This is a genomic window from Nocardia sp. NPDC052316, assembly GCF_044547795.1.
Classification (GTDB): Bacteria; Actinomycetota; Actinomycetes; order Mycobacteriales; family Mycobacteriaceae; genus Nocardia.
This window is the reverse complement of sequence record NZ_JBIUBB010000002.1, coordinates 434,369-451,641: the sequence shown is the minus strand read 5'-3', so window position 1 is coordinate 451,641 and position 17,273 is coordinate 434,369. Positions and strand designations below refer to the sequence as shown.

Annotated in this window: 16 protein-coding genes; 5 read left to right on the top strand and 11 right to left on the bottom strand. The window is 66.4% G+C overall.

Annotation, left to right across the window (positions count from 1 at the left end):
* The first annotated feature begins 18 nt into the window (after nucleotides 1–18).
* A complete protein-coding gene (locus ACIHA7_RS09030) occupies nucleotides 19–1,218 on the top strand; it encodes an MFS transporter (protein ID WP_397287280.1) in 1,200 nt (399 codons plus the stop codon).
* Nucleotides 1,215–2,528 (top strand): cytochrome P450, encoded by a 1,314-nt coding sequence (locus tag ACIHA7_RS09025; protein WP_397287278.1) that lies wholly within the window; start codon nucleotides 1,215–1,217, stop codon nucleotides 2,526–2,528. The genes ACIHA7_RS09030 and ACIHA7_RS09025 overlap by 4 nt, the downstream gene beginning before the upstream one ends.
* 27 nt (nucleotides 2,529–2,555) lie before the next feature.
* On the opposite strand, the gene ACIHA7_RS09020 is transcribed toward ACIHA7_RS09025, so the two are convergent.
* From ACIHA7_RS09020 to ACIHA7_RS08980, 9 genes are all read right to left on the bottom strand, one after another.
* Entirely contained in the window at nucleotides 2,556–3,329 is a 774-nt protein-coding gene (locus ACIHA7_RS09020; protein ID WP_397287276.1) for an ATP-binding cassette domain-containing protein, read from the bottom strand.
* Nucleotides 3,326–4,159, bottom strand: coding sequence for an ABC transporter ATP-binding protein (locus ACIHA7_RS09015; RefSeq protein ID WP_397287274.1), 834 nt, complete (start codon nucleotides 4,157–4,159; stop codon nucleotides 3,326–3,328). Before ACIHA7_RS09015 ends, ACIHA7_RS09020 begins: the two co-directional genes overlap by 4 nt.
* Nucleotides 4,156–5,052, bottom strand: coding sequence for an ABC transporter permease (locus ACIHA7_RS09010; protein WP_397287272.1), 897 nt, complete (start codon nucleotides 5,050–5,052; stop codon nucleotides 4,156–4,158). Before ACIHA7_RS09010 ends, ACIHA7_RS09015 begins: the two co-directional genes overlap by 4 nt.
* Entirely contained in the window at nucleotides 5,049–5,999 is a 951-nt protein-coding gene (locus tag ACIHA7_RS09005; RefSeq protein WP_397287270.1) for an ABC transporter permease, read from the bottom strand. Before ACIHA7_RS09005 ends, ACIHA7_RS09010 begins: the two co-directional genes overlap by 4 nt.
* Before the next feature lie 10 nt (nucleotides 6,000–6,009).
* Complete coding sequence (locus tag ACIHA7_RS09000) at nucleotides 6,010–7,572, bottom strand: ABC transporter substrate-binding protein (protein ID WP_397287268.1); 1,563 nt, start codon at nucleotides 7,570–7,572, stop codon at nucleotides 6,010–6,012.
* A 127-nt stretch (nucleotides 7,573–7,699) separates the two neighbouring features.
* Nucleotides 7,700–8,716, bottom strand: a complete 1,017-nt coding sequence (locus ACIHA7_RS08995) for a TauD/TfdA family dioxygenase (RefSeq protein WP_397287266.1) — start codon at nucleotides 8,714–8,716, stop codon at nucleotides 7,700–7,702.
* Nucleotides 8,717–8,730: 14 nt separating this feature from the next.
* Nucleotides 8,731–10,014, bottom strand: a complete 1,284-nt coding sequence (locus tag ACIHA7_RS08990; protein WP_397287264.1) for a hypothetical protein — start codon at nucleotides 10,012–10,014, stop codon at nucleotides 8,731–8,733.
* A complete protein-coding gene (locus ACIHA7_RS08985; protein WP_397287262.1) occupies nucleotides 10,015–11,514 on the bottom strand; it encodes an NAD(P)/FAD-dependent oxidoreductase in 1,500 nt (499 codons plus the stop codon).
* A 92-nt stretch (nucleotides 11,515–11,606) separates the two neighbouring features.
* The gene (locus tag ACIHA7_RS08980; protein WP_397287260.1) at nucleotides 11,607–12,005 is read right to left on the bottom strand and encodes a DUF4440 domain-containing protein; all 399 of its coding nucleotides are present in this window, start codon (nucleotides 12,003–12,005) and stop codon (nucleotides 11,607–11,609) included.
* Between the two features lie 383 nt (nucleotides 12,006–12,388).
* Between ACIHA7_RS08980 and panC the strand changes: the two genes are divergently transcribed.
* From panC to ACIHA7_RS08965, 3 genes are read left to right on the top strand one after another with little or no spacing between them, the layout of a single operon-like run.
* Nucleotides 12,389–13,195, top strand: a complete 807-nt coding sequence (gene panC, locus ACIHA7_RS08975; protein WP_397287258.1) for a pantoate--beta-alanine ligase — start codon at nucleotides 12,389–12,391, stop codon at nucleotides 13,193–13,195.
* 22 nt (nucleotides 13,196–13,217) lie between these two features.
* The gene (locus ACIHA7_RS08970) at nucleotides 13,218–14,201 is read left to right on the top strand and encodes a hypothetical protein (RefSeq protein WP_397287256.1); all 984 of its coding nucleotides are present in this window, start codon (nucleotides 13,218–13,220) and stop codon (nucleotides 14,199–14,201) included.
* 12 nt (nucleotides 14,202–14,213) lie between these two features.
* On the top strand, nucleotides 14,214–15,083 hold the full coding sequence (locus ACIHA7_RS08965; protein WP_397287254.1) for a P1 family peptidase: 870 nt from the start codon (nucleotides 14,214–14,216) through the stop codon (nucleotides 15,081–15,083).
* A gap of 16 nt (nucleotides 15,084–15,099) precedes the next feature.
* Here the strand turns inward: ACIHA7_RS08965 and ACIHA7_RS08960 are convergent, their stop codons facing one another.
* Together ACIHA7_RS08960 and ACIHA7_RS08955 are read right to left on the bottom strand one after the other, a co-directional pair.
* A complete protein-coding gene (locus tag ACIHA7_RS08960) occupies nucleotides 15,100–15,822 on the bottom strand; it encodes a LuxR C-terminal-related transcriptional regulator (protein ID WP_397287252.1) in 723 nt (240 codons plus the stop codon).
* Nucleotides 15,819–17,273 carry a cation:proton antiporter gene (locus tag ACIHA7_RS08955; protein WP_397287250.1) on the bottom strand — a complete coding sequence of 485 codons (1,455 nt, stop codon included), beginning with the start codon at nucleotides 17,271–17,273 and terminating at the stop codon, nucleotides 15,819–15,821. The genes ACIHA7_RS08960 and ACIHA7_RS08955 overlap by 4 nt, the downstream gene beginning before the upstream one ends.

Sequence of the window (17,273 nt, the reverse complement as noted above, 5' to 3'; positions counted from 1 at the left end):
CGTCCCACTGGAGGCCCGATGCCGTTCTGGTTGATAGCGATCACCTTCGCCGTATTCGTCTTCTACACCGACGATTACATGATCGCGGGCGTGCTCCCCGAACTGGCCGCCGACCTCGGCGTCTCGGAATCCACGGCGGGACAGCTGGTTTCGGCCTACTCGCTGGTGCTGGTGATCGGCGCGCCGCTGATCGCGTTCGCGTCGGCCCGCCGCACCAGGCTCAGCGTCTTCGTCATCGCCTCGATCGTCTTCACCCTCGCGAATCTGCTGTCCGCCATAGTCGATACGTTCTGGGTGCTGATGGTGCTCCGGGTGCTGGCCGCCAGTGCCGCCGCCGCCTGCCTGCCCGCCATGTTCGCCCTCGCGCCGACGCTGGCGCCGCCGGAGAAGCGCAGCGCCTACATCGGCATCGTGTCCTCCGGCATCGTCGGCGCACTCGCGCTCGGGGTGCCCTTCGGCACGCTGGTCGCCAGCGTTTTCGGCTGGCGCGGCAACTTCGTGGTCTTCGCCGGATTGAGCGTGCTGTCGATGGCGCTGCTGTTCGGTGTCCGCAAGTATCTGCGCGCGCCGGGCGAAATGGTCTCGGCTCGAACACATCTCACGGCCTTGTCCAGCAGGCCGGTACTCACCGTGCTGCTCGGCAACACCATCCTGCTCGGCGGCGCGCTGATGATGTTCACCTATTTCGGGCCGTTCGCGGCCGACTTCTCGAATACCTCACTGCGCCAACGTGGTCTGCTGTTCGCGGTGGCCGGCATCGCGGGCCTGATCGGCTCGGTGGTCGGCGGCATCTTCGTGGACAAGAAGGGCGCGTCGGCCGCGCTGCGCATCGGGTTCGGCCTGTTCCTCGGCACCATGGTCGTCTTCTCGATCCTGACGATGTTCGCCCCCATCCCGATGCCGGTGCTGGTGGCGCTGACCCTCGTGTGGTCGCTGGCGCTCTACTGGAACGCACCCGCCATGCAGACGATGCTGCTCGACGCCGCACCGGATTCGGCGACCCAGGTGCTGGCGCTCAACTCCTCGTCGACCTATTTGGGCGTCACCCTCGGCAGCATCGCCGGTGGCGTGACGCTGTCCCTGTTCAGTCCCTTCGCGCTGCCGATCGCCGCCGCCGCACTCAGTGCGGTCGCCTTCCTCGTCATCGAGGGCCTCGCGCGGCGCGCGACGGCGGCGCGGCGGCTCCAGCACGACCCGGCGGAAAGGACCACCTCATGACCGGCGCGTACCCACCGGCCCCACGGTTACCGCGGCTACTACAGACCGTGCTGCACACCAAGCGGCACGCCCAGTTCCTCGGTGCCCAGGCGCGCCGCTTCGGCGACGTCTTCACGGTGCGGCTGCTGCCGCCGTATCCGGAGCGCATCGTGGTCTTCTCCCGGCCCGATCACATCAAGGAGATCTTCACCGCCGGTCCGGCCGATCTGCATGCGGGAGAAGCGTATCGGGAACTGTCGATGATCATGGGTGAGCACTCGGTGCTGCTCACCGACGACAGCGAACACGCCCGCGCCCGCAGGCTGCTGATGCCCGCCTTCGCCGGCGCGGCACTCAACGGCTACCGCGCCCTGGTCGAGGACATCACCAAGACCCAGGTGGAGCGGTGGACCGCGGGCTCCACCGAACACATCCTCGGTCGGATGGAGGATTTGACGCTCGATGTGATCACCCAGGTGGTCTTCGGCGTCGCCGACGAGCAGCGCCGGGCCGAACTGACCCCGCAGCTGCGCCGGATCACCGACATGAGCCCGGTGGTGCTGCTCGGCTGGAAGTGGCCGTTGCTGCGGCGCTTCGGGCCGTGGCGGCGGATGAGCGACGCACTCACCGCGGTCGATGAGCTGCTCTACGCCGAGATCGCCCGCCGCCGGGCCCATCCCGAGATCGACCAGCACGCCGATGTGTTGTCCAGGCTGCTGGCCGTCGGCTCCGGCGACGATCCCGGTACGGCACCGCTCAGCGACGCGGAGCTGCGCGACCAGCTGGTCACGCTGCTGCTGGCCGGCCATGAGACCACCGCGTCGGCGCTGTCGTGGGCGCTGCACGAATTGGCCGCGGCCCCCGAGATTCAGGATAGGGCCAGGCAGGCGGCCCGCGACGGGGACGACAAATATCTGGAGGCGGTGGTGAAAGAGGCGCTGCGCCACCGGATGGTGATCGGTCGGGTGCAGCGCCAGCTCACCAAGGACATGACGATCGGCGGCGTGGCGCTGCCGCGCGGCACCAGGGTGTCGACGTCGATCGTGCTCGCCCACCAGAATCCGGCCAATCATCCTGCACCGGAACGTTTCCGGCCCGAGCGCTTCATCGAAGGCACGGTCGCGCCGAATACCTGGCTGCCGTTCGGCGGTGGTGTCCGCCGCTGCATCGGCGCGGGCTTCTCGCTGATGGAGGGTGCCGTGGTGCTGCGGGCGGTGCTGACGCGCTACCAGCTCGCGCTGCCCGGCGCTCCCGAGGGCGGCCGCGTCCGCAACATCACCAACGTTCCCGCGCGCGGCGCACGCCTCGTCGTCACCGCGTTGGACAACTGATCACGCTGCCGCAGAGCCGTTTTCGACTCAGAACGGCAACATGGGGACCGCGGCGAGCAGGGCCTGCGTGTAGGGGTGCTTGGGCTGCTCCAGCACCGTCTCGGCGGTACCGCGCTCGACGATGGCCCCGTCCTTCATCACCAGCAGCTGATCGCACAACTGCTGCACGACGCCCACGTCATGGGACACCAGGATCAGCGACAGCCCGAATCGCTGCACCAGATCGCGCAGCAGCTCGATGATCTGGGCGCGGGTCGGCGCGTCCAGCGCCGAGAACGGTTCGTCGCCGACGAGCACCTTCGGATTCGGCGCGAGCGCGCGGGCGATCGCGATGCGCTGGCGCTGTCCGCCGGAGAATTCGTGCGGGTAGCGCGCCGTCGCATCGGGTTCCAGCCCGACCGCGACCAGCAGCTCGGCCACCCGGTAGTCGTGATTTCCCGGTATCCGCAGGCATTCCAGGGGTTCGGCGATCGAGTCGCCGACGATCATCCGCGGATCCAGCGAGCTCAGCGGATCCTGGAGCACCACTTGGACTTCCCTGCGGAACCAGGCCAGATCGCGCCCGGTCACCGGCTTGCCCTGATACCGGACCACGCCCGCGTCGGGTCGGTCCAGGGCGAGGAGCAGGCGCAGCAAAGTCGACTTGCCGGAACCGGATTCGCCGACGATGCCGAGATGGCTGCCCTCCGCGAGCGTCAGGTCGACCTCGCGCACCGCGTGCCGCTGCGGTGCGCGGTGCAGCAGGCTGGTGCGCGGCAACCGGAACGACCGGCTCAAGCCCTCGGCCTCCAGCAGGATCACGAGACCACCTCCGCCGAGCCGCTGTCGACGCCGAGCCGGGTAGCGGCGGAGCCCCTGCGAAACGAGGAGGCCCGCGCCAGCTCCAACAGCGTCTGCAGATAGGGATGGGTCGACCCGCGCAGGATCTCCCCCAGATCGCCGTCCTCGAGGACGCGCCCCTGGCCCAGTACCACCACGCGCTGGGTCATCTGCGCGAGCACCGCGAGATCGTGCGTGACGAACAGCAGCGCCGACCCCTCCTCGGACACCAGATCCTGCAGCAGCGCCAGGATTTCGGCCTGCACCGTGACATCCAGCGCGGTGGTCGGCTCGTCGGCGATCAACAGCGCGGGCCTGGCGGCGAGCGCCATCGCGATGCCGACCCGCTGCCGCTGCCCGCCGGAGAGCTGATGGGGAAAGGCGCGCACGGTATGCGCCGGATCCGGCAGGCCCACCCGAGCCGCCAGTTCGGTCGCCGCGGCCTGAGCCTGTCGCCGGCTCATCCCCTGGTGCAGCCGCAGCGGTTCGGCGATCTGCCTGCCCACTCGCATCAGTGGATTCAACGCCGACAGTGGTTCCTGGAACACCATGGCCATCCGGCTGCCGCGGACCTTCGACAGCTGCCGATCGCTGCGGCCGATCAGTTCGACACCGTCGAGGGTGATACTGCCGCGGACCCGCGCCTCCTCCGGCAGCAGGCCCATGATCGCCAGGGCGAGCAGGGATTTCCCGGATCCGGAGACGCCGATCAGACCGAGGCGCGCACCGGCGTCCATGGCCAGGTCGACCTGGTCGAGCAGGACCTGCTCGCCGATCTCGACCGTCAGGTCGGTCACCTTCAGTAGCGTCATCGCACCGGCACCCCCTTGCGCAGCCGCGGATCGGTGACGCTGCGCAGGGCGTCACCGAGCAGATTGAAGCCGAGCACGGTGAGCGCCACCGCCAAGCCAGGCCACACCACCAGCAGCGGCCGCACCTTGATGTAGTCCTGCTGCGCGCGCAGGATGCCGCCCCAGGACGGCGCCGACGGCGAACTGCCGTAACCGAGGTAGGTCAGCGCCGCCTCGGCGAGCACCGCCAAGGCCATCACCCAGGACAGCTGCACGATCAGGGTCGGCGCGATGGCGGGCAGCAGGTGTTTGCGCACGATTCGAGCGGTCGATGCGCCGGCCGCCCGCGCGGCGAGCACGAAATCACTGGTCAGCACCCGGGCTACCTCGGCCCGCGCGACCCTGGCCACCGCGACGCCCGAGCTGATGCCGATGGCCACCGCCACCGTCATCATCGAGCCGCCGTAGACCGCCGCGAGCACCATGGCCAGCAGCAGCGCCGGGAACGCGATCATGATGTCGATCAGCTGCACCACCACCGAGCCGACCAGGTGCGGGGTCAGCTGGGTGGCCAGCGCCAGGATCAGCCCGAGCACGCCTGCGATCGCCGCGACCACCAGCGCCACCGCGAGCGTCTGCCACGCGCCGGCGAGTACCTGGCTGAAGACGTCGTGCCCGACCCGGTCGGTGCCGAGGAGATGGCCGTTGCTCAGCGGCAGCAACCAGGCCCGGCCGGGGTTGGTCGCTTGCGGATCGTAGGGGGTCCACCACAGCGAGACCAGGCTGGCGACCACCAGCGTGCCCACCATGATCAGACCGAAAACCCCACTGGGCCTTCGGATCAGCGCGGCGCCCATCACCTGCAGGGCACGGCGCCTGCGCGCCCATTTGGGCCGGTTGACGGCGTGGATCACAGCCTGGCCTCCAGCCGGGGGTCGATGAGCCGGTGCACGATATCGACGACGAAGCCGAGTACCAGCACCGCGCTGACGATCAACAGCACCTCGCCCTGCACCTTCACCAGATCCCGGTTCGCCACGTCGGACAGCAGCATGCTGCCCACACCCGGCAGCGTGAACACCCGCTCGATCACCACGGCGCCGACGATCAGAACCGCGAACTGCAACCCGAGGATCGACACCACCGAGGGCGCGGCATTGCGGAAACCGTGCCGCACCAACGCCTGCGTCCGGGTCATGCCCTTGGCGCGCGCGGTACGCAGATACTCCGAGTACAGCACCCCCAGGATGGCCGAGCGCGCGAAGCGGAACAGCACCGCGCCTTCCGACAGGCCGAGGGTCACACACGGCAGGATCAGACTGCGCACCGCGTCGCCGGGCTGCGCCCACCGATCGACCGGAAACCCTTGGGCAGGCAGCACTTGCAGCTCAACCGCGAAGACCAGGATCAGCAGCATCGCCAGCCACAGACCCGGCACCGCGGTGCCGAGCTGGGACAGCGCGTTCGCCACCTCACCGGTCTTGGTGCGATGCCGGACCGCGGCCCAGGTGCCGAGCGGTACCGCGAGTCCCAAGGCGAGCACCAGCGATCCGATGATCAGCGGGGCGGTGACGGCGAGCTTCTCGCCCAGCTCGGCCCCCACCGAGGTGCCGTTGAGCTGGGAGTGCCCGAAGTCACCGTGGAAGACACCGCCGATCCAGGACAGATACTGCTCGGGCAGCGACCGATTCAGGCCGAGATCGGCGCGCAAGGCGGCGATCTGCTCCGGCGTCGCCTGAATGCCCGCGACGGTGGCCGCGACGTCGCCGGGCAGCAAGCGCAGCATCGCGAAGATGAGCACGCTTGCCACCGCGAGCGACAGCAGCAGCAGCCCGGCTCGCCGGATCAGATACCAGAGCAAAACACCTCCGTCACTTGGCGACCGCGAGCTTGCTCAGCGGGAACCGGTTGTTGGTCTCGTGCTGCGGGACACCGTAGACGCCCTTGCGCACCACCGTATTCAGCTCGACGAGAAACAGCCAGTCACACGGCGCGTCCTCGACGATCTGCCGAGTCATCTTGCGCAGCAGTTCATTACGCGCGTCCTCGGTCTCCGCGGTCAGTGCGTCGCGGTACAGCTGCTGCACCTGCTTGTTGTCGTAGCCGAAGTAGTAGTCGGGCCTGGCGTAGTTGCCGATGTCGCGGGCTTCGGCGTGGATCACCACGCTCAGCTCGTAATCGTGGTTCTTGTACACCTTCGACAGCCAGGTCTGGAACTCCACCACCCGGACGTTCAGCGTGATGCCGACATCCTTGAGGTTGGACACGAGGATGTCGCTGAGCGCGGGAATGTAGTGGTTCGGATACTCCACGGTCAGTTGCAGACCGTTGCCGTGCCCGGCGGCGGCGAGCAGCTTGCGCGCGTTCTCCGGATTGTACTCGTCGAGTGAGGTCAGATCCTCGTACCAGGGATCCTGCGGCGGGACCGGGCCGCCGATGCGGATGCCCGCACCGAAGGTCTTGATGATGGCTTCCTTGTCCAGCGCCTGCCGAATAGCATGGCGCACATCGGGATTCGCCAGCACCGGATTGTCCTCGTTGAACGCGAGGGTGTATTCGTCGGTGCTGGTACCGCGCAGCACGCTGAACTTGTCCTCCTGGCCGCGGAAGGCTTGCAGCAGGGTGGGATCGGACGCGGTCAGGATATCGATCTGCCCGGTCAGTTCCGCGTTGTTCGCGGTGTTCGGCTCGATGATGTAGTGGAACACCACCTTCGCCACCTTCGGCGCTGGACCGCGGTAGTCGTCCCACCTCGACAGCGTGAGGGTGGAGCCGCGGTTCCACTGGGTCACCCGGAACGGGCCGGAACCGTTCTCGGCACCGTCGAGGGTGGCGAAGTCGGTACCGCTCTTGTAGACGATGCCGCCGCGATGGGCCAGGTTCCACAGCAGGGTGGTGTCGCGCTGCTTCAGCCGGATCGTCACGGTCGCCGGATCGGGCGCGGAGACGTCGGCCACCGACTTGAAGTCCTGCGCGCGCAACGACTTCGAGCCGGGCGCGATCACCTGCTGCAGCGACCACACGACGTCCGCCGAGGTCAACGGCGAGCCGTCGTGGAACTTCGCGTTCTGCACCAGGCGGAAGGTGTAGGTCAGTCCGTCGGCCGACTGCTCCCACGAGGTCGCCAGCGACGGAACGAGCTGATCCTTGGCGCTGGTGTCGACCGAGACCAAGCCCTGGTAGACGTTGTCGATCAGCACCTGGTCGAGCGCGACACCGGCCGTGGTGAAGGCGTTCAGGCTCGCGGGCTCCAGGGCGAATCGGACGTTCACCGTGCCGTTCAGGTTCAGCTGATCGTCCGGTGGCGTCGCGGACTGGGTCGCCTGGCTCGCGTCGGTTCCGTCAGGACCGACCTCACCGCCGGTCCCGCAGGCACTCGACAGCGCGACCACGAGGGCCAGCGCAACAACAGCAATCGGACGTACGCGCCTCAAATTACGCTCCCCACGGTGCGAACAGCAATATTGCGAAACTGGAATTCAGTGGCGAGACTAGAATTTAGCACTACGGACCTCTTTCGGAAGCTGAACGAGCAAGGCATGCCACGCGTGTCGTCGTCGGTCAGCTAATCTGCTTCTGCGGCATACCTTCTCGGAACGCCGCGTGCCCCGGCGGCGGGGTCGGCGCGTCGAACGGGTTCAGCCAGACCCGCAGTAGTTCGCGATTGATCTCGTCGGCATCGACGAATGCGGTACGGGCGTGCACCACGACATTGTTGTTCAAGAACTGGATATCGCCGGGGTTGATCCGCATGGTGATCTTGTTCTCCGGCCGGTCGGCGATCTCCTCGAAAGTCTTGAGCGCCAATCGTTCCACCGGCGACAGCTCCAGATCGAAGCGCTCGTGCGCGGACTCGATGAAGTGCCGGACATAATAGCGACAGGTGAGCCTACCCTCGTGCCAGGCGTAGACGGCATTGCGGTAGTACGGCACCTCGCCGTCGAGCTGCTCATCGCGCCGGTCGTAATAGAAACCGGCGTAGTACAGGCCGAGCAGTTCCCGGTGATTGCGCAGCAGCTCATTGTGAATGGTCATCGAACTGGTGATGCTGCTCAATCCACCCTCGCCCGCGGATTGCAGGCACAGCAGGCCGACGATGTCGGAGCTATCGGTGTGGAACGGCAGCGCCTCGTTGGTCTGATAACCGCGGGTGGCCGCGTTCAACAGTCCGCCGTTGCCATAGTTCTTCACCGGCACCATGATTTCGCCGCGCGCGTTCTGCGTCACCGCGGGCCCGAGATGGGCGCACAGGCCCCAATACATGAGCTCGATATCGGAGCGCGGAATGTCGGAGCTGATGGGAAAACCGCTCAGCACGGCCAGCCCGCTCTGCGAAGTGAGCTCGTGCGACACGGCTTTCAACTTCTGGGCCAGGCCGTCGAGCGGAAAGTCCTCGCGGGTAATGCTACCGAGCTCTTTACCGGTCCGCCTGGCGTGTTGCAGCGCCTCGAACAGTTCGCCGATATCGTCGGAGGTCAGCGGCGTCGTCCACTGGGCGGGATCGGTGAAGTCGCTGCTCTTCCAGGCAGCCGGGCCGGTGATGAGGTCGGTGCAGAGGGGATACGAATCGGTATCCATGTCGATCATTCCCTTCACGAGCGGAGATACGTCACCAGCGGACGTCTATCGATGCCGACTCCGGCCGGGACGGTCACATCCAATCCTCGGCCGTGCGTGCAGGTGACCAGGAGTTCCAGCGCGAGATCGCGTTGCACCATGCTGCCGCCCATACCCACCACGGCGGGCAGCACCGAAATCAGGCGCCGCACTGCTTGTTCCGGGTTCGATTGGCAGTAATAGAGGAAACTCTCGGCCACGCCGACCGCGGTGCGGCGGGTTCCGGTCAGGTGCGCCGCCATATCCGTGGCGTCCGCACCTATTTCTTGTGCCAGCCGCATGGCCAGCTCGTGTCGATCGGCGCCGATGATCGCCAGCAGCACGTGCAGATCGACGAACGCCGAATTCGAGGCACCGCGGATATCCAGTGCTTTGTCCGCTACCGCGGCGAAATCGTCCGGACCGACCATGCCGGCCAGCCGCAATCGCCACAGCAGCGAGACTGCGTCGCAGAATTGCATGGCCGAGCACTCGGTGGCCAGCACCGCGGTGACCTCGCCGGTGAGGCCCGTCAGCGCGTCGTGATCCGACTCGGCCATCGAGTTCAACGCGTGGTGCCAGCTCAGATGCGTACGCAGCAGGCAACTTTCGGAGTTCCATCGACCGCGGGTGGCGGACAGTAGCTCCGCGACGGCGCCGTGGTCACGACTCTCGAACAGCGCGTGCGCACAGGCGTGCACCGCCCACGGGTTGTCCTGCGGGGCCAGCGACAGCGCCCGGCTGCCCGCCTCGTACGCCTTGGCGAACTCGTGGTTCTCGCCGTAGGCGAAGGCGAGCATCGCCAACAGGTACGGGTAGGTCTCGGTCGCGCCCTCGGTCAACAGCGGACTGGTGGACAGGCGCGTCAGCAGCGTCTCCGTCGCACCGGTCAGGAAGTCGACCTGATGCCCTGCGGCCAAGGCCAATTCGTCGGTCGGGAACTGCCGGGAAATGTCGAGCAGGGTGTCCCCCGCCGCTCCGTACGCACCGTGCAGCAGGTGCCGGATGGCGTCGAGATGGGCGGCTTCCAGGGCGGACAGCGTGGTGGCGTCGATCCGGCGCAGCGCGTCGACCACCTCCACCGGCGGCCGGACGCCACCGAGCAGATACAGGTAGGCGCGCTGCATGACGACGATCGGCTGCTCGGCGTCGTCGGGTTCGAGGCCGTCCAGCGACGTCACCATGGACCGGTCGAATCTGAGCAGCCCGTGCAGGGAACCGGAGACGGCGGCCGCTACCCGGTCGCTGTAGGACGAGATGGCTACCCCCTTCATATCCACCTAACTCTCCGCGGCGGGCAGGCCGCCGAGATAGAGCTCGCGAATGCCCGGCCGGGCGGTGCGGGCCCACTCGATCGCGCTGGCCACCTTGTCCATGTCGATGTCGAAGTACGGCTGCGACATATCCGTCAGGCCGAACGACGGCGGCACGAAGTCGACATCGGCGAACAGCGTGTCGAACGCCGAGACCGCCGCCTCGAGGCTGATGTCCTTGCGCCAGTAGGACTCCATGATCTGATCGGACTTCTGGTAGAACGCGTCGATGAAGCCGTCCAGCCCGGCGCCGGGCGCCGAGGCGGTCTTGGGCAGCGAACCCTGTCCGGCGGCGCGGGCCGCGGCTTGGTCGGCGACCTGGCGCAGTCTGCTCTCGGTGCGCATCGTGCCCGTCACCTGATTCACCTGCCACACCCGGAACCACGCGTTCCAGAGTCGGTAGTCGGTGAAGGAACGGAAGGCATTGCCGACGATGAAATCGTTCTCCTCGACCAGACTGGCCTGCATCTGCTCGATGTCGTCGAACGTGCGCGGCGTGAAGCCGCCCTCGAATTGTTCGATGAGCCGCTCGGCCAGCCGGTCCACCACGACCGCGGTGTTCTGCATGCCACGGGAGAACAGCGGATCGATGAATCCCGCGGCGTTGGAGGTGAGGCACCACCGGTCGCCGACCGTTTGTTTCGACGAGTACTGCAGCCGGCCCGCGCTCACCCATTCGCGTTCGTTGCGTGCGTGCGCGAACTGTTTGCCGATCTCCGGATAGGTTTCGAGGAACTCGGCGAAGGCCTGCTCCGGGTTCGGGTGCGGCTTCTCGTCGCCGTCATCGATGCGCCAGACGATGCCGACGCTGCACAGCGGATTGGCTGATTTCTCGGTGTTGTCGAACGGGATCACCCACATCCAGCCGCCGTCGAAAACGTGGTGCAGCGTACCGGTGTGCCACTGCCGCGGGCCGTGGACCTCGGTGATGTCGTCGAACGGGAGCACGCCGCTCATGTGCGTGAAGATGGACTTCGACCACGCGCGCAGCCCCTCGGTGGTGCGCAGTCCCAGTTGCGCGGCCAGGGGCGAATTGCGCCCGCCCGCGTCGACGACGTACTCGGCGGTGATCCGGGTGCCGTCGTCGCCTTCGAAATACACGCCCGCGTCGGTGATCTCGAGTGTGCGGGTGCCGACGCCTTCCAGCAGCACGGCGCCGTAATCGCGGGCGCGCAGCGCGAGCCAGTGGTCGACATCCTGCCGGAAGAGATGCGATTCGGTTTCCACGATCTCCGACAGCGGGAACTGATGCACTTTGTGCGCAATGGTGCCCGGCTCGTGATAGACGAAGCCGAAGTTGTCCTTCATTCCGCAGGTGCCGACCGACCCGATGAGGTTGTCGAACGAGGAGAGCACGGCCAATTCGGGCACACCGTATTTGATGCTCATCAGTTTGTAGAGCTTCGAGGTGTTCGGAATGGTCGATTCACCGATGGCGAACTTGGGGTGCGGTTTGGGATCGACCATGCAGGTACTCAATCCGGACGCCTGCAGACACAGTGACAATGTGCTACCGGAAAGCGCCGAGCCCAGTATCAGAACATCGAATTTCTGGCTCATCACTGGATCCCTTTGCCCGATTCTCGACGCAGCGGAGTTTGTTGGTGATACTGCATCAACCAGCGGTTGTCGCGCTTGATATACACTGTAGAAATGGCGGCATATATGCCGTCGAGGCCCACACGTTTCTGGTACATCTCATAGAAAACTATGTGCGCATCGGGGCCTAATGGGCGCTCGTGGAATTCGAGTATCTGGTACGTCTCGATCGCGGGCGCTCCGGCGACCGCGTTCAGCGCGATCTGCCGCGAGAGCGACGCATGCGGGGACGGCACCGCCAGTACCGCATCGTCGGCCAGGACGCTGTCGTAGAACTCCGCACCGTCGCCCGCACTCAGCGCTCGCCATTGCAGAAATTCGATTTCGGCCGGATCGAGGTCGGCGACATTCTTGTCCACCGATGTACCGACATTAGTGTTGACTGGAGTGACCATGAGTACCCGCCTAATTCCCGCGAGGAGACAGCCGGGCCGCCTGGCCCTCCCCTGGGCCGCCGATAGTTTTTTGTTCCGTTTGCAAACACTAGCACGGTACGAGCATGGCCTGCAACAGTTTTCGAGTTGTCCGGAAGACCAAATGATGATTCATCAACAAACCAATCCGAGTGCGTTATACAGCTGCGTTGTCGGCCCGGTTCGGGTACGGTCGAAGTGGTTCACCCATACCTCCGTCGCACCGACCGAGGGCGTTCGAAACAATCAGGAGGGGAGAATCGTTGGAGCGACCGCGCGTCAGCAATTATGCAGATGGCGCATTGACTGTTCATCATGATCCGATAACCATGTCCGAGGTATCTCGCGAGCTCCGCGGGAGCGGCCGAGATGTCGCTCTCGTGCCCACAATGGGAGCACTGCACGACGGCCATCTCGCTTTGGTAGAACAAGCGCGGGAAAGCAAATCCGAGGTCATTGTTTCCATCTTTGTCAACCCATTACAATTCGGGGCGAACGAGGATCTCGACCGGTACCCGCGAACGCTGGAGGCCGATCTCGCACTGCTCCGCGAAGCCGGCGTGCCGTTGGTCTTCGCACCCTCCCCCGCGGACATGTATCCGGACGGCCGCCGGACGACCGTGCTGCCGGGACCGCTCGGCGCCGAACTCTGCGGCGCCACCCGGCCCGCGCTGTTCGGCGGGATGTTGACCGTGGTGGCGAAGCTCTTGCAGATCGCGGGGCCGACCGTCGCGTTCTTCGGCGAAAAGGATTACCAGCAGCTGATATTGATCCAGCAGATGGTCCGGGACCTGAACTTCGGCATCCGGATCGTCGGCGTCCCGACCGTGCGCGAGGCGGACGGGCTGGCACTGTCCTCACGCAATCGGTATCTCGATCCGGACGAGCGGCGCGCCGCCGCCGCACTGCCCGTGGCGTTGCGGGCGGGCGCGCGAGCGGGTGAATCGGGAGCCGAGGCTGCGCTCGCCGCTGCCCGGGCGATCCTCGACGCCGAGGACCGAGTCGAGGTCGAGTATCTCGAATTGCGAGATATCGAGCTCGGACCCGCGCCCACCTCGGGCCCCGCCCGGCTATTGGTCGCGGCGCACGTCGGCAGCACCAGGCTGATCGACAACATTTCGTTGACCCTGACATAACGAGACGTGAGACGGAAATACCATGAGCACCTGCCTGTTCCTCCTCGACAGCCGAAACGCCAGATTCGCCGCCATCGAGTCCCGCGACCAGTCGATATATCGTCCACATGGTTACGAAGCGGCCCGCCGACTCGGCCTGGCACAGCGCTTTTCCTACGGACCGCATTGGTTCGCGAACCCGGGTCTGCGCGATCGCGTATTCACGATCCGCGACGCGGATACCCCGGTGCCTGCCGAGGTCGTCGGCGGTCTCGATATCGACGGCGGATCGTGGCTCGCGTTCCACCGCGACACCGGCGTCTATTGCCGAATTTTCGCCGACACGGCCTCCGGGGACGAATTCGTCGCGGCGAGCGGGCTGCCGCTGGATTGCGCGGCCGCCGATTCGGCTCGGGACGCCGCACAACTTATCGAGGCACAACTGCTGCCCGCTTTGGGCGACGCCCGACGGATGCCCGGATTTCACATGGTGATAGCCGACTCGCATAATGCGTTCGTGGTCACCTTCGACGGCCGCGATACCGTGGATGCCACGTCGTTGGCCGCCGACCGTCCGCACGTGCTGACCGAAACCGGCGCAGCGGCCGACGATGAATTCGGTAAACACCTGCAAAGCCGAGCGGAGGGCGTGGCCGCCCCGACGGAAAATCTGCCCTCGTGGGGTCCGTGGGTGTCCGTTTTCGCGGGCGCCGACGCCGATGCCCCCGACTACTCGGACGAAAGTTGGCTCGCCAACCGCCATTCGGCCATTCGACCGCCCTATCGCGACACCGACGACGCGGACCGCTGCAAAAATGTCGCACTTCGACCAGTGACCGATCCGAGCCAAGTGGCGTGGACGAAGAGTGTCACGATATATTCTGCCGGAAGGAACGGGGCGGAGTTGTTTGCATACAACGAGCGGCAATTGTTCGACTATCAGCCATTGCCGACCGACGTGCACAAAATGGGCTTCCCCACGACTACCGACGACTTCTTCGTCGTGATCGCGAACGAGAATTCCTGAGCCGAGGTGGGTATGACGATAGGCATTCCAGAAATCAAGGTCGGCCACTGGACCGACCCGCTCGGTGAAACCGGCTGCACTGTCGTCATTCTCCCGGAAGGCACGGTCGCGTCCTGCGAGGTGCGCGGCGGTGCGCCGGCCAGCCGGGAATTGGATGTGCTCGCCCCGGACAAAACCGTGCCGTGTATCGACGCGGTCGTGCTGACCGGCGGTTCGGCCTTCGGTCTCGCCTCCGCCGACGGTGTCATGCGCTACCTCGAGGAAATCGGGCGCGGCATACCCACGCCCGGCGGCAAGGTGCCGATCGTGCCCGCGCTCGCCCTGTTCGATCTGAGCGCGGGCGACCCGAAGGCCCGGCCGACGGCCGAGCACGGATACACCGCGGCCCGCGCCACCGCCGGCGAGCAGGTGCTCGCCGGTCGGGTCGGCGCGGGGGCCGGCGCGTACACCGCGCACTGGCGCGGACCGGGCGACCGCAAGCCCGGCGGCCTCGCCTACACCGAACGACGCTGGAACGACCTCGTCGTCGGCGCGCTGTGCGTGGTCAACGCGTTCGGCGACATCGACGACGGCCTCGCCGAGATCGCCATGGACTCGGTCACCCAGCTCGGCGGCCTGGTCGATCCCGCGGCGCGGATGCACACGACGATCGGCGTGGTCCTCACCAATGCGCGGCTGGACAAGATCGGCTGTCACATCGTCGCGCAAGGCGCGCACGACGGATTGTCGCGCGCCCTCACCCCGCCGCACGGCCGCTTCGACGGTGACGGATTCATCACTGCCGCAACGGGTTCCGTCGCTGCCGACGTCGACCTGGTGCGGCTGATGGCGCTGGCCGCGGTGGCCGACACCATCCGCTCGTTCGCGCAGCCGAGCCAGTAGCGATCGCACCGATCGGCTACCAGTCGCCATTGTCGAACTCCGCACGGACGGCCGCCACCGCCGCCTCGATCCGGCTGGTCACCTCGAGCTTGGCGAGGATGCGGCTGACATACTCCTTCACCGTTTCCGGACTGATGAACAACCGGGAGCCGACCTCCCGGTTGGACAGGCCGTCGACGACCAGCCGCAGAATCTCGCGCTCCCGCTTGGTGAGCGTGGAGAGCCGCTGCCGCACTTCGTAATCCATCGTGACCCCGGCGTGCACCCGGCTCTGCTGCGGCGCCATCGCCAGCACCGTCCCCGAGATCAACACCTCCAGCACCTTGAGCACCTCGTCCGCGCCGTGCTCCATCGCCACCACCGCGTCCACCAGGTCGACGTCGGCCTTGGCGGCGCCGTGCTCCACCAGCAGCGTGATCATCGGCGAGTGCGGCAGTTCCCGCAGCCGGGTCACCGTCGGGGCGAGCCCGGCCAGGCGCGACACCGAGGCATCGAGCAGCACCACGTCGGGGCGCCAGCGCGCGGTCCGGTCGACCACCTCGCGCCAAGCGCAGGTGCCCGCCAGTGCGAACCCGTCGTTGACCGCGACCGCGTCCTCGAAATCCGTTCGGGCGAACGGAAAGTCGGAGGCGACCAGCAGGGTCCGCTCCTGGACCACCGCAGGCGTACGTATCCCGACCCGGCGCCGACGGCCGTTGTGCAGCTGGTTTTCCTGATCCGATCTGAACCCGAGCGTCATGGCGGACCATCAGCCACGTGTGCGCGGGGAACGTCGACAACTTTCTCCGGCGTCGGAGATTCGTCCGATGGTCGTCGTTCTTCGCCGGTGGGCCCGAAGACGACGCCTTCCTTCCAGCCGCTGCGTTCGAACATGCGCATCACCGGCGTGGCCACGAAGGTCGTGACCATCGTCATCAGGGCGAGAATGGTGTAGAGCTGGCCGGTGATCAGGCCCGCGCCCAGACCGATGTTGAGCAGAATCAGCTCCATCAACCCGCGCGCGTTGGCGAGCGCGCCCATGGCGCCCGCCTCCCGCCAGCCCATCCCCTGCCAGCGCGCCACCAGGCCGATCGCACCGAACTTGCCCGCGAAGGACACGATCATCACGATGCCCGCGACCAACAGCACCTTCGGCTCGAAGATCAGGCTGAGCTCGGTGTTGAGCCCCGAGTAGATGAAGAAGGCGGGCAGCAGCAGGTACGCGACCAAGGGTTCGAAACGCTCACGGATCGTGTCGAGCAACTGGCCGCGCGGCATCACCGTGCCTGCCACGAAAGCGCCGAAGACCGAGTAGATACCGACGTAATCGGTGAACCAGCTCGCCAGCAGCACGACCAGCAGGATGACGGTGAGCGGGCCGACGGCGAGCCCACCGCTGTGCTCACGATCGCCCGAGCGCGGCACCCAGGTGTTCAGCCGCGCCAACAAGCGGCGCGCGACGACGGTCATAAAGATCAGATAGACCAGGCCGCCGCCCAAGGCGAGCGCCGCCCCGGACATGCTGTCCTTGGTGGTGGCGATCACCGTGGCCAGCAGCACCCAGGCGCAGGCGTCGTCGACCGCCGCACACGACAGCGACATCGTGCCGAGCCTGGTGTTCAGCAGACCCGAGTCGTAGATGATCCAGGCCAGCATCGGAAACGCGGTGATGGCCACCGCCGCCGCGACGAACAACCCGCCTTGCCAGGTGCCGACCTTGCTCGTGAAGTAGTCGCCCTGGCTCACCATCCAGGCACCGAGCACGCCGCCGAGCAGCAGCGGAACGCCGATACCGGCGGCCGAGGTTGCGCCGGCCTTGCGCAGATGCGACCGGAGGATATCGAGCTTGAACGAGGCACCGACCAGAAACATGTACAGCACGAGGCCGAGCTGGCCGACGACGTAGATCGCGGTGAGGTTCGGATGAACTATCTTTTCCGCGCCCACGGTCAGTGTCGTGGGAAACAACCATTCCTGTGCGGCCGGCCAGACCGCGCCCAAAACCGATGGCCCCAAGACGAAGCCGGCGGCCATGATCGCCACCACCTGGACCTGACCCAGCCGCCGGAACAGCGGCCAGATCAGGCGGCAGGCCACGAGAATTACCGCGACCTGCAGAAAGAATTGCGTCGTGACTTCGAGTAGAGAGGGCATCGTAAAACCTCGCTGAGGGGAAAGATGTGCCCACCTTCGCCAGGCGAAGGTGGGCAC